At 69.1% G+C, this 23,346-nt stretch carries 25 protein-coding genes; 6 read left to right on the top strand and 19 right to left on the bottom strand.

From position 1 onward, the window contains the following. Window positions 1-12 precede the first annotated feature (12 nt). The 5 genes from ACE3QW_RS06670 to ACE3QW_RS06650 all read right to left on the bottom strand — a co-directional run bounded on the left by ACE3QW_RS06670 (window position 13) and on the right by ACE3QW_RS06650 (window position 4,735). On the bottom strand, window positions 13-1,296 hold the full coding sequence (locus ACE3QW_RS06670) for a beta-ketoacyl-ACP synthase (protein WP_024279921.1): 1,284 nt from the start codon (window positions 1,294-1,296) through the stop codon (window positions 13-15). Between the two features lie 163 nt (window positions 1,297-1,459). Continuing rightward, window positions 1,460-2,653: a beta-ketoacyl-ACP synthase gene (locus ACE3QW_RS06665; protein WP_374250912.1), complete on the bottom strand. Its 1,194-nt coding sequence runs from the start codon at window positions 2,651-2,653 to the stop codon at window positions 1,460-1,462. After that, window positions 2,646-3,119, bottom strand: a complete 474-nt coding sequence (locus ACE3QW_RS06660) for a 3-hydroxyacyl-ACP dehydratase FabZ family protein (RefSeq protein ID WP_024279919.1) — start codon at window positions 3,117-3,119, stop codon at window positions 2,646-2,648. The genes ACE3QW_RS06665 and ACE3QW_RS06660 overlap by 8 nt, the downstream gene beginning before the upstream one ends. Window positions 3,120-3,128: 9 nt before the next feature. After that, on the bottom strand, window positions 3,129-3,410 hold the full coding sequence (locus ACE3QW_RS06655; RefSeq protein ID WP_012113283.1) for an acyl carrier protein: 282 nt from the start codon (window positions 3,408-3,410) through the stop codon (window positions 3,129-3,131). 425 nt (window positions 3,411-3,835) lie between these two features. Continuing rightward, window positions 3,836-4,735, bottom strand: coding sequence for a neutral zinc metallopeptidase (locus ACE3QW_RS06650; RefSeq protein WP_374250911.1), 900 nt, complete (start codon window positions 4,733-4,735; stop codon window positions 3,836-3,838). A gap of 174 nt (window positions 4,736-4,909) precedes the next feature. Here ACE3QW_RS06650 and ACE3QW_RS06645 point away from each other — a divergent pair, with 174 nt between their 5' ends. The 3 genes from ACE3QW_RS06645 (at window position 4,910) to ACE3QW_RS06635 (ending at window position 6,410) form a co-directional block, all read left to right on the top strand. Further along, window positions 4,910-5,665: a ribonuclease HII gene (locus tag ACE3QW_RS06645; protein WP_374250910.1), complete on the top strand. Its 756-nt coding sequence runs from the start codon at window positions 4,910-4,912 to the stop codon at window positions 5,663-5,665. A 178-nt stretch (window positions 5,666-5,843) separates the two neighbouring features. Continuing rightward, on the top strand, window positions 5,844-6,029 hold the full coding sequence (locus tag ACE3QW_RS06640; RefSeq protein WP_374250909.1) for a hypothetical protein: 186 nt from the start codon (window positions 5,844-5,846) through the stop codon (window positions 6,027-6,029). Between the two features lie 3 nt (window positions 6,030-6,032). Further along, window positions 6,033-6,410 carry a ferritin gene (locus tag ACE3QW_RS06635; RefSeq protein ID WP_374250908.1) on the top strand — a complete coding sequence of 126 codons (378 nt, stop codon included), beginning with the start codon at window positions 6,033-6,035 and terminating at the stop codon, window positions 6,408-6,410. A gap of 61 nt (window positions 6,411-6,471) precedes the next feature. On the opposite strand, the gene cydB is transcribed toward ACE3QW_RS06635, so the two are convergent. From cydB to ACE3QW_RS06620, 3 genes are all read right to left on the bottom strand, one after another. Beyond that, on the bottom strand, window positions 6,472-7,476 hold the full coding sequence (gene cydB / locus ACE3QW_RS06630) for a cytochrome d ubiquinol oxidase subunit II (RefSeq protein ID WP_374250927.1): 1,005 nt from the start codon (window positions 7,474-7,476) through the stop codon (window positions 6,472-6,474). 27 nt (window positions 7,477-7,503) lie between these two features. Next, window positions 7,504-8,898 (bottom strand): cytochrome ubiquinol oxidase subunit I, encoded by a 1,395-nt coding sequence (locus tag ACE3QW_RS06625; RefSeq protein ID WP_029557687.1) that lies wholly within the window; start codon window positions 8,896-8,898, stop codon window positions 7,504-7,506. Window positions 8,899-9,072: 174 nt separating this feature from the next. Further along, on the bottom strand, window positions 9,073-10,539 hold the full coding sequence (locus tag ACE3QW_RS06620) for an MFS transporter (protein ID WP_374250907.1): 1,467 nt from the start codon (window positions 10,537-10,539) through the stop codon (window positions 9,073-9,075). A gap of 200 nt (window positions 10,540-10,739) precedes the next feature. Between ACE3QW_RS06620 and ACE3QW_RS06615 the strand changes: the two genes are divergently transcribed. Then, a complete protein-coding gene (locus tag ACE3QW_RS06615) occupies window positions 10,740-11,495 on the top strand; it encodes an SDR family NAD(P)-dependent oxidoreductase (RefSeq protein ID WP_374250906.1) in 756 nt (251 codons plus the stop codon). A 32-nt stretch (window positions 11,496-11,527) separates the two neighbouring features. Here the strand turns inward: ACE3QW_RS06615 and ACE3QW_RS06610 are convergent, their stop codons facing one another. The 6 genes from ACE3QW_RS06610 to ACE3QW_RS06585 all read right to left on the bottom strand — a co-directional run bounded on the left by ACE3QW_RS06610 (window position 11,528) and on the right by ACE3QW_RS06585 (window position 17,673). Next, window positions 11,528-12,502, bottom strand: a complete 975-nt coding sequence (locus ACE3QW_RS06610) for an FAD:protein FMN transferase (RefSeq protein ID WP_374250905.1) — start codon at window positions 12,500-12,502, stop codon at window positions 11,528-11,530. Continuing rightward, on the bottom strand, window positions 12,483-14,690 hold the full coding sequence (locus tag ACE3QW_RS06605; protein WP_374250904.1) for a PepSY domain-containing protein: 2,208 nt from the start codon (window positions 14,688-14,690) through the stop codon (window positions 12,483-12,485). The genes ACE3QW_RS06610 and ACE3QW_RS06605 overlap by 20 nt, the downstream gene beginning before the upstream one ends. A 23-nt stretch (window positions 14,691-14,713) precedes the next feature. Continuing rightward, window positions 14,714-15,184, bottom strand: coding sequence for a DUF2271 domain-containing protein (locus tag ACE3QW_RS06600; protein WP_374250903.1), 471 nt, complete (start codon window positions 15,182-15,184; stop codon window positions 14,714-14,716). Between the two features lie 39 nt (window positions 15,185-15,223). Next, window positions 15,224-15,577, bottom strand: coding sequence for a hypothetical protein (locus ACE3QW_RS06595; RefSeq protein WP_374250902.1), 354 nt, complete (start codon window positions 15,575-15,577; stop codon window positions 15,224-15,226). 90 nt (window positions 15,578-15,667) lie between these two features. After that, entirely contained in the window at window positions 15,668-17,005 is a 1,338-nt protein-coding gene (locus tag ACE3QW_RS06590; RefSeq protein WP_374250901.1) for an ATP-binding protein, read from the bottom strand. Beyond that, window positions 17,002-17,673, bottom strand: coding sequence for a response regulator transcription factor (locus tag ACE3QW_RS06585; protein WP_374250900.1), 672 nt, complete (start codon window positions 17,671-17,673; stop codon window positions 17,002-17,004). Before ACE3QW_RS06585 ends, ACE3QW_RS06590 begins: the two co-directional genes overlap by 4 nt. A gap of 166 nt (window positions 17,674-17,839) precedes the next feature. Here ACE3QW_RS06585 and ACE3QW_RS06580 point away from each other — a divergent pair, with 166 nt between their 5' ends. Next, on the top strand, window positions 17,840-18,094 hold the full coding sequence (locus ACE3QW_RS06580; protein WP_284145573.1) for a PepSY domain-containing protein: 255 nt from the start codon (window positions 17,840-17,842) through the stop codon (window positions 18,092-18,094). Window positions 18,095-18,266: 172 nt separating this feature from the next. On the opposite strand, the gene ACE3QW_RS06575 is transcribed toward ACE3QW_RS06580, so the two are convergent. The 5 genes from ACE3QW_RS06575 to ACE3QW_RS06555 all read right to left on the bottom strand — a co-directional run bounded on the left by ACE3QW_RS06575 (window position 18,267) and on the right by ACE3QW_RS06555 (window position 22,179). Continuing rightward, the gene (locus ACE3QW_RS06575; protein WP_374250899.1) at window positions 18,267-18,605 is read right to left on the bottom strand and encodes an NIPSNAP family protein; all 339 of its coding nucleotides are present in this window, start codon (window positions 18,603-18,605) and stop codon (window positions 18,267-18,269) included. Next, the gene (locus tag ACE3QW_RS06570; RefSeq protein ID WP_374250898.1) at window positions 18,602-19,468 is read right to left on the bottom strand and encodes a fumarylacetoacetate hydrolase family protein; all 867 of its coding nucleotides are present in this window, start codon (window positions 19,466-19,468) and stop codon (window positions 18,602-18,604) included. The genes ACE3QW_RS06575 and ACE3QW_RS06570 overlap by 4 nt, the downstream gene beginning before the upstream one ends. 61 nt (window positions 19,469-19,529) lie before the next feature. Next, the gene (locus tag ACE3QW_RS06565; RefSeq protein ID WP_024279902.1) at window positions 19,530-19,931 is read right to left on the bottom strand and encodes a cupin domain-containing protein; all 402 of its coding nucleotides are present in this window, start codon (window positions 19,929-19,931) and stop codon (window positions 19,530-19,532) included. 101 nt (window positions 19,932-20,032) lie between these two features. After that, window positions 20,033-21,265 (bottom strand): ABC transporter substrate-binding protein, encoded by a 1,233-nt coding sequence (locus ACE3QW_RS06560; protein ID WP_029557699.1) that lies wholly within the window; start codon window positions 21,263-21,265, stop codon window positions 20,033-20,035. Between the two features lie 170 nt (window positions 21,266-21,435). Next, window positions 21,436-22,179 (bottom strand): SDR family NAD(P)-dependent oxidoreductase, encoded by a 744-nt coding sequence (locus ACE3QW_RS06555; protein ID WP_374250897.1) that lies wholly within the window; start codon window positions 22,177-22,179, stop codon window positions 21,436-21,438. 329 nt (window positions 22,180-22,508) lie between these two features. On the opposite strand from ACE3QW_RS06555, the gene ACE3QW_RS06550 reads away from it, so the two are divergent. Then, entirely contained in the window at window positions 22,509-23,330 is an 822-nt protein-coding gene (locus tag ACE3QW_RS06550) for an IclR family transcriptional regulator (protein WP_024279899.1), read from the top strand. Window positions 23,331-23,346 lie beyond the last annotated feature (16 nt).

Genomic DNA, 23,346 nt, shown 5'->3' with positions numbered 1-23,346 from the left:
TGCGCGATCCGCTCACGCCGGTTCCGCCGCGAGCACGAGGCAGACGTTCTGGCCGCCGAAACCGAACGAGTTGGAGATCACCCGCCGCACCTGGGCGTCGCGGGCGACGTTCGGCACCACGTCGAGCGGGATGGCCGGATCGGGGATGTTGTAGTTGATGGTCGGCGGAATGCGGCCGTTCTGGATGGTCAGCAGCGACACCGCCGCCTCGATGGCGCCCGCCGCCGTCAGCGTGTGGCCGATCATGGACTTGTTGGAGGAGATCGGCGTTGCCGCCAGCTTCTCCTCGCTGAACACGCCCTTGAGGCCCACATATTCCATGCGGTCGTTTTCGGGCGTGGAGGTGCCGTGGGCGTTGATGTAGTCCACGTCATCAGGGGTCACGCCGGCGTCGGCAAGTGCATTCTTCATGCAGCCGATGATCGGGCGGCCGTCCGGGCTCGACCGGGTGCGGTGGAAATTGTCGGCCATCTCGCCGCAGCCTTCCAGCACGCCGAGGATCTTCGCGCCGCGCGCCACCGCATGGGCGTAGCTCTCCAGCACGAAGGCGGCGGCGCCCTCGGCCATCACGAAGCCCTCCCGATTCTTGGCGAAGGGCCGCGCGGCTTCCTCGGGCTTGTCGTTGGCGGTGGTGAGCGCCGACAGCAGGGAGAAACGGATCAGCGCCTCGGGATGCACCGAGCCGTCGGTGCCGAGGGACAGCGCCACTTCGGTCTCGCCGCGGCGGATGGCCTCGACGCCGAGCTGGATGGCGGTGCCACCCGAGGCACAGGCGGTCGACAGGGAAATGGGCTGGCCCTGCGTGCCGAACTTGTCGGCCAGCCGGTCCGCCACCGAGCCGAACAGGAAGCGCTCATGCCACGGCCGGAACTGGCCGGAGGCAGCGGCGCCGAGGAGGTCGCGATAGACGATGGGGTAATGGCCCACCGCATCGGCAAGCTGCTGGCGCTCGGGCCATTCCAGCTCCACCGGAGGAACGGCGGCGAACAGCGGGCCGGGGAACTCGCCGGGCGTGCCGATGCCGGATTCGGCGATGGCTTCCTCGGCGGCGAGGGTCGCCAGCTTCTCGGAGAGGTTGGGGGCGGCCACGCGGCCGTCGAACAGGAAGTCCACCGTGCCGGCGATGGTCGTGCGCATGCCCTCGATGGGGAAGCGCGTGATGGTGTGGATGCCGGATTCACCCGCGGTGAGGCGGCGCCAGTTGTCTTCCTTGCCCTGGCCGAGGGAGGTGACGATGCCGATACCCGTCACCACCACGATGGGGCGGCCGAATTTGTCGAGATGCGCCTGCGTCATGATCGCGGCTCCTGTCGTTGAAGCGCGCCCGCCCCGGCGCCGCTCGAAGGGCGCGCCGGGACCCGCGCTGTGGGAGGGCCCGGCACTCGCGCCGGAAAATACGCCGAAGCCGGCGCAAAGGACAATCGTCCGTCCTCCCCTCGCGGGAGAGGGAGAAAAGCCCTCAGGCCTTCTCCACCAGTCCGGCGCCTTCGCCCCGCCAGTGGCCCACCTGGGTCACGATCACGCGGGATACGCCGTCCGCCGCCTTTTCAAGCGGGTCGCCGGCGAGTGGCGGGAACAGGGTGCCCTTGGACACCGTCAGCGCCGCAAGGGCGAGGGCGGCGATGAACTGGGCCTCGAAGCCGTGCCCGATGCGATTGGCGACGGCCCGCACGGGCAGGCCGCTCGCTGTCAGCGCCTCGGCCTCGGCCTCGGTCGCCTCACGAGCGCCGGTGACGCCGGAGATGACAGCGGTGCCCGGCGCGGTGCCGGCCTTTTCGAGGAGCGACTTCACCTTGGCGGTCACGGCCCCGGCGACGGCGCGCTTGGCCCGCTCCGACCAGACGCCGGACAGCTTGGCGATGGGCGTGGCGCCGCGGGCCTTGGCATGCTCCGGCGATTCCAGCACCAGGAAGGCGCCCATGGAGCCGGAGGCGATGCCGGGGGCGGTGAAGGCCGGGCTGAAGTCGCCCTTCATGCAGAAGGCGTCGAGATCGTTGAGGAGCAGCGTGTCCTCGCGCTCGGCATTGTAGGCGCCGCCCACGAGGCCGATCTCGCTCTGGCCCGCCGCGATGCGGGCATAGGCGATGCGCGCGGCGTCCACGCCCGAGCTTTCCTCGCCCATGAAGGTGCGCGAAGAGCCGGTGACGCCGTGGACGATGGAGATGTTGCCGGCCAGCAGATTCGAGAGCTGGGCCAGCGAGAGGGTCGGCCGCAGGTCCGACAGCAGGCGCTCATTCAGGAGGCGGCCAGCATCGTTGGAGGCGGAAAGATCGTTCAGGATCGCCGCATCCACCTGGAAATCGCGTTCGCCGCCGCCGGCCGCGACCACCATGTCGGTGTTCGACAGGATTTCGGCGTTCTTGGCGATGCCCGCGCTGTCGAGCGCCAGGCCGGCCGCATAGGTGCCGATGCGCTGCCAGGGCTCCATCTGCCGCTGGTCGCCCTTCTTGGGGATCTGGCTGTCGAAGCTCACCTTCACCAGCGGATGGACCACATAGGGCGCGAAGGTGGTATTGTCCGTCACCGGGGCCGAGCCGGCGGCGAAGGCCTGCCAATGGGCATCGAGCCCCTCCCCGAGGGAGGAGACGAGGCCGATGCCAGTGATCCAGACGTCGCGCTGGATCCGGCCCCGGCCTTCAGTCACGTCAGGCATCGGCAAATTCCGAAAGGGGGAAAGAGACGTACTCGGCAACCTTCATCACCACCGCTTTCATCTTGCCCTCGGGCCAGGGCAGCACGCGGAAGGTAAGCTCGGCGCTGCAGATGGGCTTGCCCTCAAGGGTGGCGTTCGTCTTGGCGACGACGAAACCGGAACCCTCGTGCAGGATCTGCGAGTAGAGGTCGAGGTTCTGCCCCGGCAGCACGAAGGTGCGCAGCTTCGCTTCCTTCACGGTGGCGAGGAAGGGCATCTTTTCGAAGCGGTTGCGCGCAAGCACCAGCCAGCCGGTGGTCTGCGCCATGGCTTCTATGAGCAGCACGCCGGGCATGATGGGGTAGCCGGGGAAGTGCCCCTCGAAGATGGAGCTTTCCTCGGGCACCATGCCCTGGCAGTGGATCTTCTCCAGCGACGGGTCGATGGCGACGACCCGGTCGATCATCTTGAAGACTTCAGGACGCATCTATCGGCCTCAGGCGGCCTTCGCAGCGACCAACTCGTCGATGCGGGCGCAGAGGTTCTTGAGCACGAAATACTGCTCGGTCGTGGCCTTGCCGTCGTTCACTTCCTGCGTCCACTGCTCCAGCGGCAGCTTGATGCCGAAGGCCTTGTCGATGGCGAACGCGATGTCGAGGAAGTCGAGGCTGTCGATGCCCAGATCGTCGATGGCGTGGCTGTCCGGCGTGATGGTGTCGCGCGGAATGTCGCAGGTTTCCGCGATGATGTTGGCCACCGTGTCGAACGTCGAAGACATGGACTGACGCCTCTCGTATGCTCGGCCCTTGCGGTCGCGGCCCGCCCGCGTGGCGCGCAGGCTTTGGTGCAAGGCACCGACCGGGGCCGAGGGATGGCCGCATGGCCCCTTCGGAATGAGTTGTCGGCCCCTATAGCGAAGGCTGCAAGAGGTTTCAATGGCCGACGCCGAACGGTCCGCGCGAGAGGCTTCTCCCGCGGCGGCGCCGTGCGTTGATGCTGCTTCGCACGCCAGCCGCCCGGAGGCAAGGGGGCATGCCTCCCGCCGCGCTCAAGCAGACAAGGGAGAGCAGGTCCTGGACAGGCGTTTGGCACGCCGGCGGCGTGCGTTCACCGACACCGTGGGGCGGGCATCAGCGGCCATCAGACGCGTCATTCCGGAAGGCAATGACGCGTCGATTCGGCCGGGGGCGGCGCGGGCGTCCCTCAGATCGCGCCGGAGAAGGTATTGCACTGCTGCATGGAGCCGGTCTTCAGGCCGCGCGTGAACCAGTTCACCCGCTGCTGCGACGTGCCGTGGGTAAAGCTGTCCGGCACCGCAAAGCCCTGGGACCGCTTCTGCAGCGTGTCGTCGCCGATGGCGCTCGCCGCGTTGAGCGCCTGCTCCACGTCGCCGGGCTCCAGAATGCGGAAGCGGTCGTTGGCGTGGTAGGCCCATACGCCGGCGAGGCAATCGGCCATCAGCTCGACGCGGACCGAGAGGTTGTTGGCCTCGGCGCGGGACGAGGCGCGGGCCTGGGCCTGCTGCACCTTGGGCAGGATGCCGATGAGGTTTTCCACATGGTGGCCGACCTCGTGGGCGATCACATAGGCCTGCGCGAAGTCGCCCCCCGCCTTGAAGCGGTTCTTCATCTCCTGGAAGAAGGTGAGGTCGAGATACACCTTCTGGTCCAGCGGACAATAGAACGGCCCCATGGCCGACTGGGCACCGCCGCAGGCCGAGCGCGTGGAGCCGGAGAACAGCACCAGTTTCGGATCCTGGTAGATCTTGCCGTCGGCGCGGAACAGCTCGGTCCACACGTCCTCGGTCTGGGCGAGGACCGCCGCCGCGAAGCGCCCAAGCTGGTCCGTGGGCGGGGCGGTCGGCCGGCCGCGCTGGGGCGCGGGGGCGGCCTGCTGGGTGGAGCCGCCGCCGTTGATGGCCTCCAGCCCGCCGATCAGCAGCGCCGGATTGATTCCCAGCGCCCAGCCGATGAGGCCGACGATGATGATGGTACCGATGCCGAGACCGCCGCGGCCGCCGGGCATCTGGAACCCGCCGCCGCCGCCGCCATCGCCGCGCCGGTCCTCAACATTATCGCTGGAGCGGAAATCCTCCCACCGCATGCTCTTCTCCCGCGGACGCCAACGCCGGCAGCTTGAACCCTGAGCTTGAACATGGGCTGACACGGCACAAGGAGCAATCCCCGGCCCCCGCCCCGGTTCCATGCTATCAACGACGGCGTGGCCGAATCGCTCGGCCCGCCTGTCGCCGGGGCCTCGTCGGGCGCGCCGAGACCCATGCCGCCGCGTCGAGAGCCGAACCCCAGCCGCACCTCGATGGAGCCGCAGCCCGCTGCGCGCCAGCGCGGCCGTCCGCCGAAGGTCAAGGTGCCTGTGGCGGATGCGTGGATCGGCCTCGATTTCACCCGGGAGCGCGGCCTTTACGCCCAGGGGCATGCGCCCATCGCCGGTGCGGACGAGGTGGGGCGCGGGCCGCTGGCGGGGCCGGTGGTTGCGGCCGCGGTCGTGCTCGATCCGGAACGGGTGCCGCAGGGCCTTGACGATTCCAAGCGGCTGACGCGGGCGAAGCGCGAGGCGCTGTATCTCGAAATCTGCGCCACGGCCGAGGTGGCGGTGGCCATGGCGCCGCCCGAGCGCATTGACCGCGACAATATCCGGCAGGCGACCCTCTGGGCGCTGGCGCAGGCGGTGCGCGGGTTGTCGCGCCGCCCGGCCTTCCTGCTGGTGGATGGCAACGATCCGCCCAAGGTGCCCTGCGCGGTCGAGGCGATCATCGGCGGCGACCGGCTGATCGCCTCCATCGCCGCGGCCTCCATCGTCGCCAAGGTGGTGCGTGACCGGCTGATGGCCTCCCTCGGCGCGGCCTTTCCCGCCTATGGCTTCGAGCGGCACATGGGCTACGCGACGGCGGAGCACAGCACCGCGCTCGTCACCCACGGCCCCTGCCTGCACCACCGCCGCTCCTTCGCGCCGGTGCGCGAGCAGCAACTGGGCCTGTTCGGCGGCGGGCCGGTCCCGGACGCTGCGGAATAGCTCTCAACGAGAGATTGGAAGCGGTCGAGAAGCTGGCGCAAGCCGGCACCGCGCCACGCGTTTGAGCGGCGCGCTTGAATTGGCCCAATCCAAATCTGGCGCAAGATTGATGCGTGCCGATTGATCCGCCGCCGCCGGCTCCTGCACACCCGTGCGGGAAGCGCGGTCGTGGCCGGCCATGGACAGTGCCGGTGCCGCCCTTCCCCGTTCCGCCGGCGTCATGCGCGGCGGTTCTCTCTTGGTGGAGAAGGCGATGGTCAGTGAAAAGCTGGAAGCGAAGCTGAACGAGCTGTTGAACGGCGAGATGGAGGCCCATCACGTCTACACCCAGGCCGCCGCCTGGGCGTCCGCCCACAAGTTCTAGGGCGTGACCAAGTTCCTTCTCGGCCATGCCAAGGAGGAGATGGGGCACATGCTGAAGTTCTTCGAGTTCCTCGATGACCTCGGCGCGCAAATCGCGCTGCATGGCCACCAGCGGCCGGTGATCTCCGCGGGCAACGTCCGCGAGCTGTTCCTGCGCATTCAGGAAGAGGAGCGCAAGGTGACGGCCCACATCGTCGAGGCCATCACGCTCGCGCGCGCCGAGAACAGCTTCGAGACCGATTCCTTCCTCGAGTGGTTCTCCCGTGAGCAGCACGAGGAAGAAAAGCTCTGCCGGAAGATCCTCGACCGGATCGACCTCATCGGCGAGGGACCCCACACCGCCTATTTCATCGACAAGGAGCTGGGCAGCCTCGCCGCGTGAGCCGAGCCCAAGCGCATGAGACGCGGGCCGGGGCCGGGGTCGTCCGGCCGCGGCCCCGGCTTCAGTGGTAGCCTTCGCCTTCCCGCACCTTCCCGCGGAAGATCCAGTAGACGAAGACGATGTAGCCCAGCACCACCGGCAGCAGGAAGATGACGCCGAACAGCATCAGGATCTGGCTCGGCGGGGCGGCCGCCGTCTGCCACACGGTGAGGCTCGGCGGCACGAGGTAGGGGAAGGTGGAGATCGCGAGGCCCACGAAGCCGAGCACGAACAGCCCGATGGTGCCGAAGAAGGGCAGCATCTCCCGCCCGGTCTTCAGCCAGTGCCAGACCAGATAGGTGAGCACGGCGGTGATGATGGGCACCGGCGCCAGGAAGAAGATGTTGGGCCGGGAGAACCAGCGGGTGGCGATGCGATCGAACGCCAGCGGCGTCCACAGGCTCACCAGCCCCATCAGCACGACGACGGCGAGGAGCAGCGGGATGGCGTGGCTCCGCGCCCGGTCGGCGACGGCGCCCTCGGTCTTCACCAGCAGCCAGGTCGAGCCGAGCAGGGCATAGCCCACGACCACGCCGACGCCGCACAGCAAGGCGAAGGGCGTCGCCCAGTCGAGCGGGCCGCCGGCGAAGGCGCCGTCCTTCACCGTGATGCCCTGCACCAGCCCGCCGAGGATGATGCCCTGGAAGAAGGCCGCCACCAGCGAACCGGCCGCGAACGCGAAGTTCCACAGTCGCCGGCTGGAGGCCGCGACCCATCGGAATTCGAAGGCGACGCCGCGGAACACCAGGGCCAGCAGCATGATGATGACCGGCAGGTAGAGCGCCGGCATCACCACGGCGTAGGCCTTGGGGAAGGCCACCCACAGGCCGCCGCCGCCGAGGATGAGCCAGGTCTCGTTGCCGTCCCAGAAGGGGGCGACGGTGTTCATCATCACATCGCGTTCCTTCTCCTCCTTGGCGAAGGGGAAAAGGATGCCGATGCCGAGGTCGAAGCCGTCGAGCACCACATACATGATGACCGCGACGCCGATGATGAGACCCCAGATGACGGGGAGATACCATTCCATGGTCATGTCCTCCTGCGCGTCGGCGGATCAGGTTCCGGGGGTCATCTGGCCTTCGCCATGGGCGGCGGCGATGGGGCGGGTGGGGCGTTCGCGGGCCGGCGGCTGGATCAGGGTCTGGTCGGGACCGCGGACGATGAGCCGGTTCATGAAGTGGATGCCGGTGGCGAAGATCACGGCGTAGACGACCACAAACAGCGTCAGCGACAGCCCCACGGTCCAGCCGGCGAGGGGCGACATGGCATCCTCGGTTCGCAGCAGCCCCTCCACCACCCAGGGCTGGCGGCCCTGCTCGGTGACGATCCATCCGGAGAGGATGGCGATGAAGCCCAGCGGCCATGCCCAGGAGGTGACGATCAGGTACCAGCGGGTCGTGGTCTCACGGCCCTTGAAGATCAGCCAGGCGCCGATCCAGCCCAGAAGGATCATGACGACGCCCACGCCCACCATGGCGCGGAAGCCGAAGAAGGGGCCGAACACCGGCGGGCGATCCTGCGGCGGGAAGTCCTTGAGGCCGGGGAAGAGCCCGTCGAGGCTGTGGGTGATCATCAGCGAGGCGCCGTGCGGGATGGAGATCTCGAACAGGTTCTTCTCGGCCTTCTCGTCCGGCCATGCGAACAGCACCAGGGGCGCGGGCTTGGAGCTGTCCCAGTGCGCCTCCACCGCCGCGATCTTGGCCGGCTGGTAGTGCGCGGTATTGAGGCCGTGGCTGTCGCCGACGAAGGCCTGGATGGGGCCGACGATGGCGAGCATGCCGATGCCCATCACCATCATCACCTTCGATTCTTCCTTGAACTTGCCGGCGAGCAGGTAGCGCGCGCCCACCGAGAGCACCACCAGCGAGGTGGTGAGGTAGGCGGCGAGCAGCATGTGCGGCAGGCGCCAATGGAAGCTCGGGTTGAAGATGATCTCAAGCCAGTCGAGCGGGTATGCCGCGCCACTGCGGATATCGAAGCCGGCCGGCGTCTGCATCCAGCTGTTGGCGGCGAGGATCCAGAAGGCCGACATGAAGGTGCCGAACGCCACCACGCAGCAGGACAGAACGTGCAGCCACGGCGGAACCCGGTTCCAACCGAACAGCATGATGCCGAGGAAGGTCGCCTCCAGGAAGAAGGCGGTGAGCACCTCGAAGCCGATGAGCGGCGCGACCACCGAGCCGACGAATTCGGCATAGCGGCTCCAGTTGGTGCCGAACTGGTAGGACAGCACGATGCCGGACACCACGCCCATGGCGAAGGAGACGGCGAAGATCTTGGTCCAGAACCGCGCGAGGCGATGGAACACGTCCTTCCCGGTCCACAGCCAGATCAGCTCCAGCGTCGCGATGAAGGCGGACAGGCCGATGGTGAAGGCGGGAAATATGATGTGGAAGGAGACCGTGAAGGCAAACTGCATGCGCGCGAGGGTGACGGGATCGAAATCCATGGCGTCCGCTCCTGGGGCAATCCCGGCAGGGCTGCGCGCCATCCCGCCGCGGATGGGTGCATGCAACCTGCTGGATGCCATCGGACCATAGACGGGGTAACCGGCGGCGTCGATACTCCGGTGCGTGAATCGCTCCTCCGGCCGATGCCCGGATGCCGCACCTTCCGCATGCCGTTACGTGCGGCGCCGCAGGACGCAGAGGAGTGCGGCAACGAGCGCCATGATGGCGACGAGGACGAGGCCCCATTCCACGGCATTCACCAGCGCCGGCCCCGACACATCCCTTATCCGGTCCGTCATTCCCCCGGCCTGCTTCAGGCCCAGCGACAGGGTGGACGTCGCCCCCGCGACGCCGAGGCTGGTGCCCAGCACGCGCATGAGGTTCAGCAGGGAGCCGGCCTGCGTCGCCAGCTCCGGCGGCGCGGCCTTGAGGGTGGCGTGGTTGTTGGGGGCGATGAACAGGCCGAGCCCCGCGCCGAACAGCATGAAGGCGCCGAAGCTCACCAGCGGGCTTGCGGCCGAATCGCCGACGCCGAGGCCCAGCACCAGCAGACCCAGCAGGCACACGCCCATGCCGCTGGCGCCGAGCACGCGGATGCCGAGGCGATCGGCGAGGCCGCCGCTGAACGGCGCCACCAGCCCGAGAATCACCGGAATGACGGCAAGGCGCAGGCCCGCCTCCCAGGCGCGTTCCCCGTAGCCGTGCTCCAGCAGGAACGACATGAGAAAGAACATGGCGTAGAGCATGGCATAGCCGAGCACCACGGCACCCGCGCCCAGCGCGAAGCCGGGATTGGCGAACAGCTTCAGGTCCACCAGCGGAAACGCCGCGCGCCGCTCCTGCCGCACCAGCAGCCAGATGAGCCCGGCGGAAAGGACCACGCTGCCGATCGTCTCGGGAGAGGTGAGGCCCCAGCCGGCGGCGTGGTTCAGCGCGCGGACCAGGATGACCAGAGCCGGCGCGAGCAGCAGGGCGCCCAGCCAGTCGAAACAGGCCTCGGGGCGCGCGCCGCGCGTGCGGGGCAGGGCGATCCAGCCGGCCATCGCGGCGAGGAGGCCGAACGGCACCGTCAGCCAGAAGATCCACGGCCAGCCCAGCGCACCCAGCACGATGCCGCCCACCGCCGGCCCCGCGCTCATGCCGATGGCCTGCGCCGCCGCGAACACGCCCAGCGCTCGCCCGCGCTTGTCCTCCGGCACGGCGGCGACGAGGATGGCGATGCTGTTGGCGCCGAGCAGTGCCCCGCCGATCCCCTGCACCACCCGCGCCGCCACCAGCGAGGGCAGGTCCGGCGCCAGCGCGCACAAAGCGCTGGCCGCGACGAAGACGAGATAGCCGAGGAGATAGAGCGTCTTGCGGCCATACGTCTGGCACAGGCGCCCGAAGATCGGCAGGAAGGACGCGAAGGCGACGAGATAGCCCAGCGACACCCAGCTCACCGCATGGAGCCCGGCGTCGAACGTGGTCGCCAGCGTGGGCAGGGCGAGCTGGACGATGGTGGCGTCGAGCTGGCCGACGAAGGCACCGATGGAGACGAGGCCGACGACGATCCAGGAATGCCACGGCAATGCTTCAAGCGCTGCGAGGGGCGCCGGTTCGTGCGTGAGGCGGGCGAGGCGCGCCCTCAGTGGACGGCGCACGGACCCATCCGGTGCGGCGCTGTCTGGAAGTCCCTGCTCCATCGATCCATCGTCGCTGTGTACGGCTGTGTTCTAGTCGAAGGCGGCAGGTCTTGTCATGCGGGTCCAGCCTGCGGCGCAAGGCTGGAGATCGGCCGGGCGATCTTCTATCACCACTCCTCTCGGCCGCGACGGCGGCACGGCGGAACCGGGGACGGCATATGGCGCGAAGGCTCGATCTGACAGGACGGGTGGCGGTGGTGACGGGTGGGGCGAGCGGCATCGGCCTTGCCGCCGCAACCGCCATGGCGGAGGCCGGCGCCCGCGTCATCCTCGCCGACCGGGACGGGGAGGCCGCCGGGCGCGCCGCTGCCGGCATCCCCGGCGCCGAGGCCCTGGCGTTCGATGTGACCGACGAGGCGGCGGTCTCCGCCGCGTTCGGGCAGGTGGTGGCCGGCCATGGCGGCCTTGACATCCTCGTCAACAATGCCGGCCTTTCCATCCGCAAGGGGCTGACGGAACTCCAGCTCGCCGACTGGGAGAAGGTGTTCGCGGTGAACGTCACCGGCGGCTTCCTCTGCGCGCGGGCGGCGGTGCCGTCCATGACGGCGCGGGGCGGCGGCGCCATCGTGAACGTCTCGTCCATCATGGGGCTGAGCGGCGGCGGGCCGTATCCCAACCCCGCCTATCAGGCGAGCAAGGGGGCGGTGGTGAATTTCACCCGCGCGCTGGCCATCGAGCTGGCGCCGGTGAAGATCCGCGTCAATGCGGTTGCGCCCACCTGGGTGCGCACGCCCTTCATCGATCCGCTGATGCGCGACCCGGACAAGCTCGCCGCCATCGAGAAGCTGATGCCGCTCGGCCGCATCGCCGAGCCGGAGGAGGTGGCGGACGCCATCCTGTTCCTCGCGAGCCCCATGGCGGCCATGGTGACAGGCCACGTGCTGGCCGTCGACGGCGGCTTCCTGGCCCAGTGAGACGCCCGGCGCAATGAGGGCCGGCGCCGTCTCTACGCCCCAGCGGGCTGAGCCAGCGGCCCCGTCCCCTCCATTGTGCCGTCCGCGCGCACGAACAGGGCAGCGAGGCCGAGGTGGCGGGCGAGGGCTGGTCCCTCGCTTGCTCCGCGCACCAGCAAAGCGGTCGCCCAGGCGTCCGCCGCCATGCAGGTCTCGCCGAGCACGGTGACAGCTGAGAGGTCGTTCTCCAGCGGCGCCCCCCGCGCCGGGTCCATGGTGTGGGAGAGCACGCGCCCCGCCACCTCCACCCGGTGGCGATAATTGCCCGAGGTGGCGACGGCGGCGCCGGAGAGTTCGAGCACGCCGAGGATATCCCGCTCCCCCACGGAGGGCCGCTCATGCGCCACGGTCCACGGCCGGCCGTCCGGCTTCAGGCCTTCGCCGCGCATCTCGCCGTCGATGCCCACCAGAAAGGAGGAGAGGCCGGCCGCGCGCATCTCGCGGGCCAGCTCATCCACGCCGAAGCCCTTGGCGATGCCGGCCAGATCGAGCCGGAGCGGCGCCAGCCGCCGCGCACGACAGCCGGCCGGATCAAGCTGCAAGGTCTTGGGCGGCTCGAAGGAGGGCCGGCCGGCAAGCCCCGCAATGCGTCCGCCATCCGGCCCCGGCGCTCCGCCGAAGCCCCATGCCCGGACCAGATCGCCCACTCCGATGTCGAACGCCCCGCCGGAGAGGCGGCCGATCTCGAGCGCGGTGGAGAGGACGTGCATCAGCTCGCGGGGGATGGGCCTCCACGCCCCGATGGGCGCGGCGTTCAGCCGTTCCAGATCGGAGGCCGGCCGGAAGGTGGACATCTGCTGTTCCACCCGCTCCACGGCGGCCTGGAGGCCGTGGGTGAGCGCCGCTTCGTCCATATCATCTGCGGCGAAGAAGGTGGCGGACCAGCGCGCACCCATGGCTGGCCCGCTCAGGGCGCGGCGACGGAGCGCCGTCGCATCCCGACCCGCATCAATAGACATCTTCGACATAGCGTCCGCTCGATTTGAGAGTGGGAAGGTCGAGGCCTAGCGGGCGCACCACCGGCTCCAGCGCGCGGGTCACGGCCTCGGCCATGTCGCGGCCGCCGCAGACGAGGATCTGCGCGCCCTGCTTCACCAGTTCCCGCAGGCGCGGGGCATCGGCGGCAATGCGGTCCTGCACATAGGCGCTCCCGTCCGCATCCCGTGAGAAGGCGGTGCGCAGCGTGGTCAGCCGTCGCTCGGCCAGATGCTGGGCGAGTTCGTGCTCATAGAGGAAATCGGACGCCGCGCTCCGCCCGCCCCAGTAGAGATGCACCGGGCGGCCCGCCGCATTGGCCCGCACGAATCCGGCCAGCGGCCCGATGCCGGCCCCCGCGCCGATGAGGATGAGCGGGCCGCGTCCCTTGGCCGGACGGAAGGTCGGATTTTCCCGGATGAAGGCATCGATGCCCTCGCCGGGCCGGAGCCCGTGCAGGAGGGTGGAGCACAGGCCGCCCTCGCGCAGCCGCACGCAGATTTCCAGCACGCCGTCGCGGGTGGAGGAGGCTAGCGAATAGAAGCGCGGCATGGCCTCGCCAAGCTTCTCATTCACAGGCGGCACGATGCCCACGAGGTCGCCGGCCTCGAAGGCAGGCAGGGGGCCGGGCGCGCCGGTGCGCGGGTCAACGGGCGCCGTGAAGCGCAGGATCGCCACGGGCGCGCCCACCGCCTCGCCGTAAAGCTCCCGCCCGGCCAGCACCAGTCGGGTGGTCTTCGGCGGCTCCGCCACGTGGGTGAGCACGAGGTCGTGCCCCAGCACATCCCCCAGATCGTGGCCCCATTGGGCGAATTCCTGGGGTGAGCGGCGATCCACCCGTTTCATGGGCAGGAGCTGCGGGCAGCCGCGCGCGTCCAGCGCATCGGCGACATCACGCGCGAACCGGCAGAAATGCGGGAAGCTGCGATCGCCGAAGCCCAGCACCGCCACCGCCGGCTGCCCCGGCAGCTTTGCGAGGCGGGACAGGAAGTGTCTGGCCGATTGGGGCGCGGCCCCCTCGCCATAGGTGGCGGCGAGCACCAGGACGCGCGGGGCGGCCATATGCGCCGCGCTCACGTCATTCATGGCCGCGGTGTGGACCTTGTGGCCGGCGGCGGCGAGGGCCGCGTGCAGGGTGCCCGCGAAACCCCAGGTGGAATTGCCCTCGCTGCCCACGAGGATCACCGTATCCGCCGCCCGCGCCGGGACATTGGCGCCGATGCGCGGCCGCGCCGCCCGCCGCCGCAGCCACAGGACAAGGCCCGTTCCGCCGAGCACGGGGACCATGGCCGAGGCGAGACCCAGCAAAAGGCCGAGCATCCAGGCGCCGCGCCCGGTGTGCAGCGTGCGCACGAGGTCGTTCATCCGCTCCAGCGCCGTCGCCGGAGTCATGGCGAGGGTGGCGCCGGTGGCGGCATCCACCAGCCGCTCGCCACCGGCGGTGACGAGGGTGAAGACGTCGGTGGGGTCGGCGGGGTCGGGGAAGGTGAGTTCGCGCAGATCCTGGAGCTTCACGCTGTTCAGGCCGGCGAGCGTCCCGACGGGCGCCGGCGCGCCGCCGCTGGCGGTGACAGCGGGGGTGGTCGCCGCCGTTTCCGGCAGAAGCCCGAAGGTGCCCGCCGACATCCACAGGCCGGTCAGCGACGACAGGAGCAGGCCCACGGCCGCGAGCCGGCCGAGTTCGCCATGCCAGCGCTGCGCTGGGGTGCCGCGGATGGGCCGCAGCAGCGCCCCCATGCCGCCGAGCCGGCGGGCCAGCATTAGGAGGCCGGAGACGCTGAGGCCGAGCATCGCCAGCGCGCCGATGGCCGCCGCCACGCGCCCCGCATCGCCCATCAGGAAGGCGCGGTGCAGGTTGGTGATGAAGCGGGTGGTGTCCGATACCGCGTAAGGCCCCAGCCCCGCGCCGGTGGCGGGATCGATACGCTCCACGCCACGCGTGCCGCCCTCGTCGAAGGCCGCCGTGAGGCTGCCGTCCGCCCGCAGCCGGATGGCGCTGACGCCGGGATGGCGCGCGGCGACCGCACCCGCGACGTCCGCCACGCTGGCGGATGCCGGTATGGCCGGGGCGGCAACGTGGTTCAGCGCCGGTTGCACGGAAAGGACCGTGCCGGAGAGGGCGGTGACGGCAAGGGCCAGCGCCAGCGCGATGCCGGGCAGGCCATGGAGGCGGCGAAGCATTTTGGGGGGTGTCCGAAGGGGGATCAGAAGGTGACGGTGAAGGACTTCACATAGCCCTTGCCGGCGATGGGCTTGCCGGACGCGCTTGCGGCGAGGGGGGCGACCACCTCGGAGGGATTGTCCATCCCGTCCTCGACCGCCGTGTCCACATGGACCTGGTAGCCGGCATCGATCATGGCATCGGCGAGATCGAGGGTGATCTTCAGCGTCTTGCCGGAGCCGACGCTGGCGCCGGTGATGCCGTCGATCTCGGTGGGCCGTCCGCCGGAGGCGCGCTGCCAGTCGGAGAGGTGGCGGTAGTATTTCGCCTTGCCCCCGGCCATCCAGAGCGTGCCCTTGTAGGCGCCGGCCGCATCGGTGACGTACAGCACCACATAGGCGCCGTTGCCGCCATAGGGCTTCAGGGTGGTCTCGAACGTGACCTGCCGCGCCTCGGCCAGCACCGGCGACAGCAGGGTGGCGGTGGCCGCCACGGCGGGAAGAACGAATTTCATCTGATTAGTCCTTTGAAGGTGTGCGGGGGCGGCCGAGGGTCACTGCACCTCGACCTTGGGCCGGGCCTTGCCCTGGAACAGGCCGTTGTCCGGCACCGGCGCGGCGGGATCGGCCGGGCCGTTCTGCGGAACGGCACCGGCCCGGGCGCCCGGGCGGCCGTCATCGTCGTCGTCGTCATCATCATCGTCGTGATGGCGGCCGTGATGGCGCTCCTTGCCCTCGCGCCGATGGTCGTTGTCGGCGAGACGGAGGGGGCGGGCGTCGGCGCGGGCGGCGTCGTCACGGCTGTGGAAGGGGAGATCGAGATGGTCGATCTGGGTCGCCGCCAGCGCCACGCCGAGGCCGGCGGTGGAGAGGAGGAGGGCGGTTCCGATCAGGGTGCGCGTCTTCATGGAGGGCTCCGGCGTTTGATGACGCTGACACCCTCTCGAACCAACCTGACAGCCGCCTGAACCCCCTGCTGAATCGCGTTCAGCTTGCTGTCAGGATCGCGCTTCGGGAAAGCGCACGACGGCGCTGAAGCCCTCCGTCGCCCCCGGGATGGGCGAGGCGATTTCCAGCATTAGCCCCGCCCCGCGGCAGATGGCGGCGGCAATGGCGAGGCCAAGGCCCGAGCCCTCCGCCCCCGTCGGTCCCCGCTCGAACGGCCGCAGCAACTGGGCCATCCGTTCCGCCGGAACGACGGCGCCATGGTTGGTGATTTCCAGCCGGTCGGCGGTGAGGCGGACATGGACCGGGGTGTCCGGTGCGCCGTGTTTCAAAGCATTTTCAATGAGGTTGCGCGCCAGAACCGCGAAGGCGTCGGCGTCGAGATCGCTGACGGGCCCGCCCTCCGCCGCGATGCTGAGGGCGATGTCTCCCGCGCGGTCGGTCCGGCGGTCGAGGTCGGCGATCACATGGCGCAGCACCGGCGCGAGCGGCGCCGGTGCCTCCGCGAGCAGGCCGGCGCCTTCCGCCTTGGCGAGCTGGAGCAGCTTCTCCGACAGGCGCGAGAGGCGGCGCAGTGCGCCTGCGATGGCGCGTGCGCGCTCCTGCGCCGGTCCTTCCGGCAGCTCGGCCACGAGCCGCTGGGTCTGCGCCAGGGCGGCGGCGATGGGGGTGCGCAGCTCATGGGCGCTGTTGGCGGCAAAGCCCCGCTCCGCCTCCAGAGCCCCGCGCAGGCGCTCCATGAGCGCATTCACGGCGCCTGCGACGGGTGCCATCTCCTCGGGCAAACCCTGCTCCGGCACGGGCGCCAGGTTGCCCCGCCCCCGCGCGGCGATGGCATGGCGGAAGGCGAGCACCGGCTTCAAGGTGAGGCGAAGCGTGATCCAGACACCGGCAAGCGCGATGGGCACGAGGGCGACAAGCGGCCAGATCAGCGCCATGACCGCCCGCCAGACCGCGGCGGCGCGATGGTCCAGCTCCTCCGCCGTGGTGACGATGACGGTGCCCCGCACCGCCGCTTCCGTGTAGGTGCGCAGCCGGGACGTGGTGTGAAAACCGGGGGCGAGGCCGGCGGGAATGGCCATCTGCTCGGCGTCGCTGGACTGGAGCAGCACACGGCCTTGCGCGTCACGCACCACATAGGTGATGAATTCGCGGTGTGGACCCACAGGCGGCATATGGTGCGTGCCGGCCCCATCCTCGCGCGCGAGCAGCTCGGAATAGGCGAGGGGCAGCACCCGCTGGGCCACCTCCTGCAACGCGCTGTCGAAGACCTCATCGATCTCGTGCCGCAGCACCAGCCCCGCAACCGTCGCCGCCGCGAGCCACAGGGCGGCCACCGACAACGCGAGCCACAGGCCGAGGCGCCGGCGCAGGCTCCAGCGTCCGCTCATGCGCCGCCTCCCGGCGTGCCGAGGCGATAGCCCATGCCGCGCACGGTCTCGATCACGTCGGCACCGAGCTTCTTGCGCAGGCGGGCCACATAGACCTCGATGGTGTTGCTCTCCACCTCCGCATCGAAGGAATAGAGCCGCTCCTCCAGCTGCGGCTTCGACATAAGCTGGTGCGGCCGCTGCACGAAGGCCTCGAACAGCGCCCATTCCCGCGCTGTCAGGGCCACGGCCTGCCCGGCGCGGCGCACCGAGCGGGCGGAAAGGTCCACCTCGAGGTCGCCGAGCGTGACCAGCGGGTTGGGATTGCCCGCATAGCGCCGCCCCACGGCGCGGATGCGCGCCGACAGCTCGAACAGGTCGAACGGCTTCACCAGATAGTCGTCGGCACCGGCGTCGAGGGCCGCGATGCGGTCGGAGATCTGGTCGCGGGCGGTCAGCACCATCACCGGCGTCGCGGCGCCCGTGCTGCGCAGCTTCCTCAGGAAGTCGGAGCCGCGCCCGTCGGGCAGCATGAGGTCGAGAAGGATCAGATCGAAGGCCGCGGCATGGACGGCGTGTTCGGCATCCGCAAGGCGCGTCACCCAGTCGGCGCCGTGCCCGTCCGCGACGATCTGGTCGCGCACGGCCATGCCCAGGACGGGATCGTCTTCGATCAGCAGGATACGCATCTGTCACCTCGGCGGGGCGCATGGCAATCTAGCGCGGCCGGAACTGGAACGGGCGAGAGAATCTGCCCCTGCGTTCAGGTGAGTGTCAGCTTGGCGTGCTTTTCATCAGGCTTGGTCGGAAGGAGTTCGCGCGGTGAAACGCTCGGGGTTGGCAGTGCGGAATATCTTGGCGGGCCTGATTGTTGCCGGCCTCGCCGCCACGCCAGCGGCCGCGGAGCACGATTGCAATGTGCCTCTGGCCGACTGGCAGCCGCGTGAGGCTTTGCAGAAGAAGCTGGAGGCCGAAGGCTGGACGGTGCTCTCCATCCGCTCGGACGACGGCTGCTACAAGGTGCGCGCCACCAACCCGCAAGGGGCGCGGATGAAGGCGAAGTTCGACCCCGCGCGCTTGGAACGGGTCCCCGACCGGGACGACGATTGATCGGCTTCGCCCGGGCTGGGGCGCCATGAGGGGGACGCTTAGGCCGAGCCGCCGACACGTCTTTCAAGAGCAGAATGCGGGGCCCTTCTCCACCCCGGCCCGGTTCGTCCAGCGCTCCCGCGCGAGGCGGTGATGTAGACATCCCATCGCGCACCCCCGTCGGGTGCAGTTTTCAACCCACGGCGGGGCTGCCGCCGGGCCAGGGGGAGAAGGCGGTGGGAACGAGGATGCGGTTCTCCATGGTCATGATCATGGGCCGAATCTTGGCAAGGCACGCCTGCCAGCCGGGCTGCGCCGCCAGCTTCTCGCGCCGCTTGCGGCGCTCCTCAAGGTCCGCATAGGCCCAGAAGTGGACGAGCTGGTTCTGGGTGCCGATCTCGGTGGTGAAATAGCCGAGGAAGCCGCCGAGGATTTCTCGCTGCAGTGGCAGGCCTTCGCTGGTGTAGATCGCCATGTAGTCGGCAATGTTCACCTCGGTGTGGAGCACGTACATCCGCTCTTCGACGATCATGGGCGATGGCTTTCCTGCTCTGCGGCGTCGGGCGCCTCGTCGACGATGGTGTTGGCGAGGATGCCGATGCCCTCGATCTCGATCTCGATGAGGTCGCCGGCCTGCATGAAGCGCGGCGGCGTGCGGGCGAAGCCGACGCCGGCGGGCGTGCCGGTGGCGATCACGTCGCCCGGCTCCAGCGTCATGACGGCGGAGAGGGTCTCGATGAGGTTCGCCACGGGGAAGATCATCTCGCGGGTGGAACCGTCCTGCAGCGTCTCGCCGTTGAGCCGCGCGGCGATGCGCAGGTTATCGACGCCGGAGGGCAGCGCCTGCGGCGTCACCAGCTCGGGGCCGATGGAGCCGGAGCGGTCGAAATTCTTGCCCATGGTCCACTGGGTGGACTTGCGCTGGAAATCGCGGATGGAGCCGTCGTTGAAGCAGGAATAGCCCGCCACATGCTGAAGGGCATCGGCGGCGCGGACATGATGCGCGGTCCGCCCGATCACCACGGCCAGCTCGGCTTCATAGTCGAAGCGTTCGGACAGGGCCGGGCGCACCAGCGGCTGCCCGTGCCCGACCAGCGAGGTGGCGGTGCGCAGGAAGACCGCCGGATAGGTGGGGATGGGGTGTCCGCCCTCGCGCGCATGGTCCGCATAATTGAGGCCGATGCAGATGATCTTGCCCGTGAGCGGCACCGGCGGCAGCAGGCTCACCTGCGCCAGCGCAATGGCATTGGCCTCGGGCAGGGGCGCTGCGCCCTGCAGGGCGGCGAGAAGGGCGGTGAAGGATCCTCCCGCCAGCCCCGCGAAGGGAACGACGTCGTCCTGCCGGCGCGTGCCGAATTGGATGCGGCCCTGATGTTCGAAACGGACGATGCGCATGATGGCCTTTCGCACAGCAGCGGGGCCGGACAACCCCGGCCGCCCCGGCGTGCCGATGGGATTACTTGAGTTCGTGGCCGGCGAGATCGCCGTCGAGGAACTTGTTGGGGCGCAGGAACATGGAGATGACGAGCGCGCCGTTGGGCGAGCGGGCCACATGCTGGTTGCCCGCCGGGCGCCAGACATAATTGCCGGAGAGCGCCTCGCCTTCCGCATCCACGATGCTGCCCTCGAGCACGTAGGTCTGCTCGATCTCCACATGCTCGTGGCGGGGCAGCTCGGTGCCGGGCTGCCAGCGGAAGAGGGCGGTCATGAGTCCCGTCTCCTCGTCGAGGAGGAGGATCTTCATGTCGATGCCCTTGGTGGGGGTGGGCTTCCACGGCAGGCTCGCCACGTCCACGTAGCGGGACTCCTTCGGACCGAGCCTGTCCTCGCCGGCGAGGCCGGGGGTGATTGCGACCATGTTCAGCTCCTGAAAATCGATGCGGGACTCGGGTTGAGCGGGGCATTCGGCCGGGAGCCCGCAGCCTCCCGGCTTCGCTGAAGGGGAACAGCCCGGCGAGCTCAGTTCTGCTTCACGAGGGCGCAGCCGCCGGCCTCAAGCGGCTTGAAGGCCTGATCGGCAGGAGTCTCGCCGATCTTGGTGTAGAGATCCCACGGCCCCTTGGACTCGGCCGGGCTCTTCACCTTGAACAGGTACATGGGATGGATCTTGCGGCCGTCGGCCCGCACGTAGCCCTTGCCGAACGCGAGGTCGTCGGTGGGCAATTCCTTCATCTTGGCGACGATGGCGCGGCCGTCCGCATCGCTGTTGAGGGCCTGGACCGCCTTGAGATAGTGGAGCACGCCGGAATAGACGCCCGCCTGGAAGGAGGTAGGCATGGCGCCGTTCATCTTCTCCGAGAACTTCTTGGCGAAGGCGCGCGTCTGGTCATTGAGATCCCAGTAGAACGGCTCGCTGAGATAGAGACCCTGGCCGCTGGTGAGGCCGAGGGACTTGATGTCCGTGAGGTACACGGCGAGCGCCGCCAGCTTCTGCTTGCCCTGGGTGATGCCGAATTCGGCCGACTGCTTCATGGAATTGGTGAAGTCGGCGCCGGAATTGGCGAAGCCGATCACCTTGGCGCCGGAGGCCTGGGCCTGCAGCAGGAAGGAGGAGAGGTCCGACGAGCCGAGCGGATGGCGGACGGAGCCGACCACGGTGCCGCCGGCATTCTTCACGATCTGGCCTGCCTCGCGCTCCATGTCGTGGCCGAAGGCATAGTCCACCGTCACGAAGTACCAGCTGTTGCCGCCGGACTTCAGCACTTCCGTCGCCGTGCTCTTGGCCAGGGAGTAATTGTCGAGCGTCCAGTGGACATGGTTGGGCGTGCAGGAATCGCCGGTCAGTCGATTGCTGTTGGAGGTGGCGATGACGGCCACCTTGTTCTTTTCCTTCACCAGCTGGACCAGCGCCAGCGAGATGGAGGAATTCGGAATGTCGGCGATCATGTCGACGCCGTCCACGTCGAGCCACTTGCGCGCGATGTTGAGGCCGATGTCCGGCTTGTTCTGGTGGTCTCCGACGATGATCTCGATGGGCGTATTGCCGATCTTGCCGCCGATCTCCTCCACCGCGATCTTCGCGGCCGCGACCGAGCCGGGGCCGGCCATGTCGGCATAGATGCCGTTCTGGTCGTTGAGCACGCCGATGCGGACGACGCCATCGGTGAACTGGGCCCGTGCGGCGGAGGTCGCCGCGAGGGAAAGGCCGCCCACCGCCAGGGCAAGGGCGGTGCGGGTCAGCATGCGCTTCATCTGTGTTTCCTCCCCATGATCGGACGCCGGGGCGCCCAATGCGCGCCTGCCTTTGCAGGTCGTTTTCTGCGTAAAGAGCGAATAACTAAAAATCTCATTTTATGAGACTAGTGTCAATGTATTTGCGGCGCGGGCATTGGCGGGGGCGAGACCATCTGCGCCCCGCGCCCTTAGCCCATGTAGGCGCCGCCGTTCACATCCAGGATGGCACCGCAGACGAAGCTGGCGCCGGGGGAGCAGAGGAAGGCGATGGGCCAGGCGATCTCTTCCGGTCGGCCGAAGCGCGGCACGGGCATCGCCTCCAGCGCCTTCGGATCGGCGGTCGCCACCATGCGTGTGAGGGTGGAGCCGGGCGCCACGGCGTTCACCAGCACTTCCGGCGCGGCGCGACGCGCCAGCCAGCGCACGAAGGTGTGGATCGCGCCCTTGGAGGCGGCATAGCTCACCGGCGAATGGGCATAGGTGCCGCCGGTGTGGGCGGCGACGGAGCCGAGCAGCACGATGCGGCCGTTGCCCCGCGCTTTCATGGCGGGAACCAGGGCGCGGGCGAAGTGCGCAGGCCCCGCCACGTTCACCGCCATGACCTCGTGGAAAAGGTCGTCCCAGTCGTCGGCCAGCCACTGCTCCTGCGGAAAGATGCCGGCATTCAGCACGGCGGCGTCGAGCGGCCCGGCCTCCCGGCACAGGGCCTCGACCGCCGCGCGATCGCGCACATCGCAGGCGGCGTAAGCGTGGGTCTGGCCGTGATCGCGGACGAGTTCATCCGCAAGGCCGGGCGCATCGCCCGCATCGGTCAGTACCATCTCGGCGCCAAGGCGCGCGCACAGATGCGCCGTCGCCCGCCCGATGCCGCCGGCCGCGCCCGTGAGCAGGATGCGCATGCCGGAAAGATCGTAAGGCGCGCGGGATGTCATCGGCCGCCCTCCAGAGGACATGCAAACGTGACGCGGTCCCGGCTGGGGACCTTTTCTGGATGGGGCATGGCGTTTCCGTGTTGTAGATTATTCTCGTAATATGAGACTATTTCTGTATCTTGATGTCTGTCAATCGCTCCCGGCCTGCAACGGTCAGGTTTCCGACGGGGTCCGACGGGCGGCAGTCCCGCGCGGTGGCGCCTAAACGACGGTGGGCTGCGCGGATTTGAAACTGCTCGCAAATTTCAATCCGCGAGCGTGCGGCCCTATAATGCCGCGACAGGTGCTGCGCCTCGGGCGCATGACGCCGCGAGCCGAAGGGACGCTGCATGAGCAGTCTCGACAAGATGCTGAAGGTGCTGGACCTTTTCGGTGAGGACCGCATGAGCATCCAGCTCGATGACGTGCAGGCGGCCGGCGCCTCCCGCGCCACCGCTTATCGCTACATCCAGTCCCTGTGCGATTCGGGCCTGCTCGCCCCCACCACGGGCGGCAGCTATGTGCTCGGCCCGCGCATCATCGAGCTCGATCGCCTCGTGCGCCGCGCCGACCCGCTGCTGACCCGCGCCGGCGGGCCCATGCGGGACGTGAGCGCGCGGCTCGGCATCAATATGATGCTGTGCAGCTATTACGGCGACAAGGTCATGTGCGCCGACATCGTGTGGCCCGAGCGTTCGGTGCCGGAATATTACGAGCGCGGCCGCCCCATGCCCATGTTCCGCGGTGCCATGGCCAAGACCATCCTTGCCCACCTCACTCCCTACCAGCTGCGCAACATCATGCTCTGGCACGGGGAACTTGTGCGCGAGGCGGGCCTCGGCGAGAACTGGGAGCAGTTCCGCTCCAACATGTCGCGCCTGCGCCGCGACGGCTACTGCATCACGCGCGGCGAGGTGATCCCCGATCTCGTGGGCATCGGTGCCCCGGTGTTCGATGCGGAGCGGCGCGTCCTCGGTAGCGTGGTGTTCGCGCTGCCGGAGGCGCGCTTCCAGAGCGCAGGCAAGGAAGAACTGGTGGCCGAGATCAAGACTCTCGCTGCCCGCATCACCAGCGCCATCGCCGGGGAGGCCGGGGTGCGGCCGGCCCAGCGGGCGGCACGCCCGCGCAAGATCCGCAGCCCCGTTCCCGAGGACGCCTCATCCGTGGAGTGAGCCACCACGCTCGGGG

Origin of the sequence: Xanthobacter sp., from assembly GCF_041911315.1 — a bacterium.
Lineage (GTDB): Bacteria > Pseudomonadota > Alphaproteobacteria > Rhizobiales > Xanthobacteraceae > Xanthobacter > Xanthobacter aminoxidans.
This window is presented reverse-complemented; position numbering and strand designations above follow the sequence as displayed.

What these genes read in the sequence shown, in the direction of transcription:
- ACE3QW_RS06670 (WP_024279921.1), bottom strand. Translation starts at nt 1,296, where the DNA reads ATGACGCAGGCGCATCTCGACAAATTCGGCCGCCCCATCGTGGTGGTG.
- ACE3QW_RS06665 (WP_374250912.1), bottom strand. Translation starts at nt 2,653, where the DNA reads ATGCCTGACGTGACTGAAGGCCGGGGCCGGATCCAGCGCGACGTCTGG.
- ACE3QW_RS06660 (WP_024279919.1), bottom strand. Translation starts at nt 3,119, where the DNA reads ATGCGTCCTGAAGTCTTCAAGATGATCGACCGGGTCGTCGCCATCGAC.
- ACE3QW_RS06655 (WP_012113283.1), bottom strand. Translation starts at nt 3,410, where the DNA reads ATGTCTTCGACGTTCGACACGGTGGCCAACATCATCGCGGAAACCTGC.
- ACE3QW_RS06650 (WP_374250911.1), bottom strand. Translation starts at nt 4,735, where the DNA reads ATGCGGTGGGAGGATTTCCGCTCCAGCGATAATGTTGAGGACCGGCGC.
- ACE3QW_RS06645 (WP_374250910.1), top strand. Translation starts at nt 4,910, where the DNA reads ATGCCGCCGCGTCGAGAGCCGAACCCCAGCCGCACCTCGATGGAGCCG.
- ACE3QW_RS06640 (WP_374250909.1), top strand. Translation starts at nt 5,844, where the DNA reads ATGGACAGTGCCGGTGCCGCCCTTCCCCGTTCCGCCGGCGTCATGCGC.
- cydB (WP_374250927.1), bottom strand. Translation starts at nt 7,476, where the DNA reads ATGGAATGGTATCTCCCCGTCATCTGGGGTCTCATCATCGGCGTCGCG.
- ACE3QW_RS06625 (WP_029557687.1), bottom strand. Translation starts at nt 8,898, where the DNA reads ATGGATTTCGATCCCGTCACCCTCGCGCGCATGCAGTTTGCCTTCACG.
- ACE3QW_RS06615 (WP_374250906.1), top strand. Translation starts at nt 10,740, where the DNA reads ATGGCGCGAAGGCTCGATCTGACAGGACGGGTGGCGGTGGTGACGGGT.
- ACE3QW_RS06610 (WP_374250905.1), bottom strand. Translation starts at nt 12,502, where the DNA reads ATGTCGAAGATGTCTATTGATGCGGGTCGGGATGCGACGGCGCTCCGT.
- ACE3QW_RS06605 (WP_374250904.1), bottom strand. Translation starts at nt 14,690, where the DNA reads ATGCTTCGCCGCCTCCATGGCCTGCCCGGCATCGCGCTGGCGCTGGCC.
- ACE3QW_RS06600 (WP_374250903.1), bottom strand. Translation starts at nt 15,184, where the DNA reads ATGAAATTCGTTCTTCCCGCCGTGGCGGCCACCGCCACCCTGCTGTCG.
- ACE3QW_RS06595 (WP_374250902.1), bottom strand. Translation starts at nt 15,577, where the DNA reads ATGAAGACGCGCACCCTGATCGGAACCGCCCTCCTCCTCTCCACCGCC.
- ACE3QW_RS06590 (WP_374250901.1), bottom strand. Translation starts at nt 17,005, where the DNA reads ATGAGCGGACGCTGGAGCCTGCGCCGGCGCCTCGGCCTGTGGCTCGCG.
- ACE3QW_RS06585 (WP_374250900.1), bottom strand. Translation starts at nt 17,673, where the DNA reads ATGCGTATCCTGCTGATCGAAGACGATCCCGTCCTGGGCATGGCCGTG.
- ACE3QW_RS06575 (WP_374250899.1), bottom strand. Translation starts at nt 18,605, where the DNA reads ATGATCGTCGAAGAGCGGATGTACGTGCTCCACACCGAGGTGAACATT.
- ACE3QW_RS06570 (WP_374250898.1), bottom strand. Translation starts at nt 19,468, where the DNA reads ATGCGCATCGTCCGTTTCGAACATCAGGGCCGCATCCAATTCGGCACG.
- ACE3QW_RS06565 (WP_024279902.1), bottom strand. Translation starts at nt 19,931, where the DNA reads ATGGTCGCAATCACCCCCGGCCTCGCCGGCGAGGACAGGCTCGGTCCG.
- ACE3QW_RS06560 (WP_029557699.1), bottom strand. Translation starts at nt 21,265, where the DNA reads ATGAAGCGCATGCTGACCCGCACCGCCCTTGCCCTGGCGGTGGGCGGC.
- ACE3QW_RS06555 (WP_374250897.1), bottom strand. Translation starts at nt 22,179, where the DNA reads ATGACATCCCGCGCGCCTTACGATCTTTCCGGCATGCGCATCCTGCTC.
- ACE3QW_RS06550 (WP_024279899.1), top strand. Translation starts at nt 22,509, where the DNA reads ATGAGCAGTCTCGACAAGATGCTGAAGGTGCTGGACCTTTTCGGTGAG.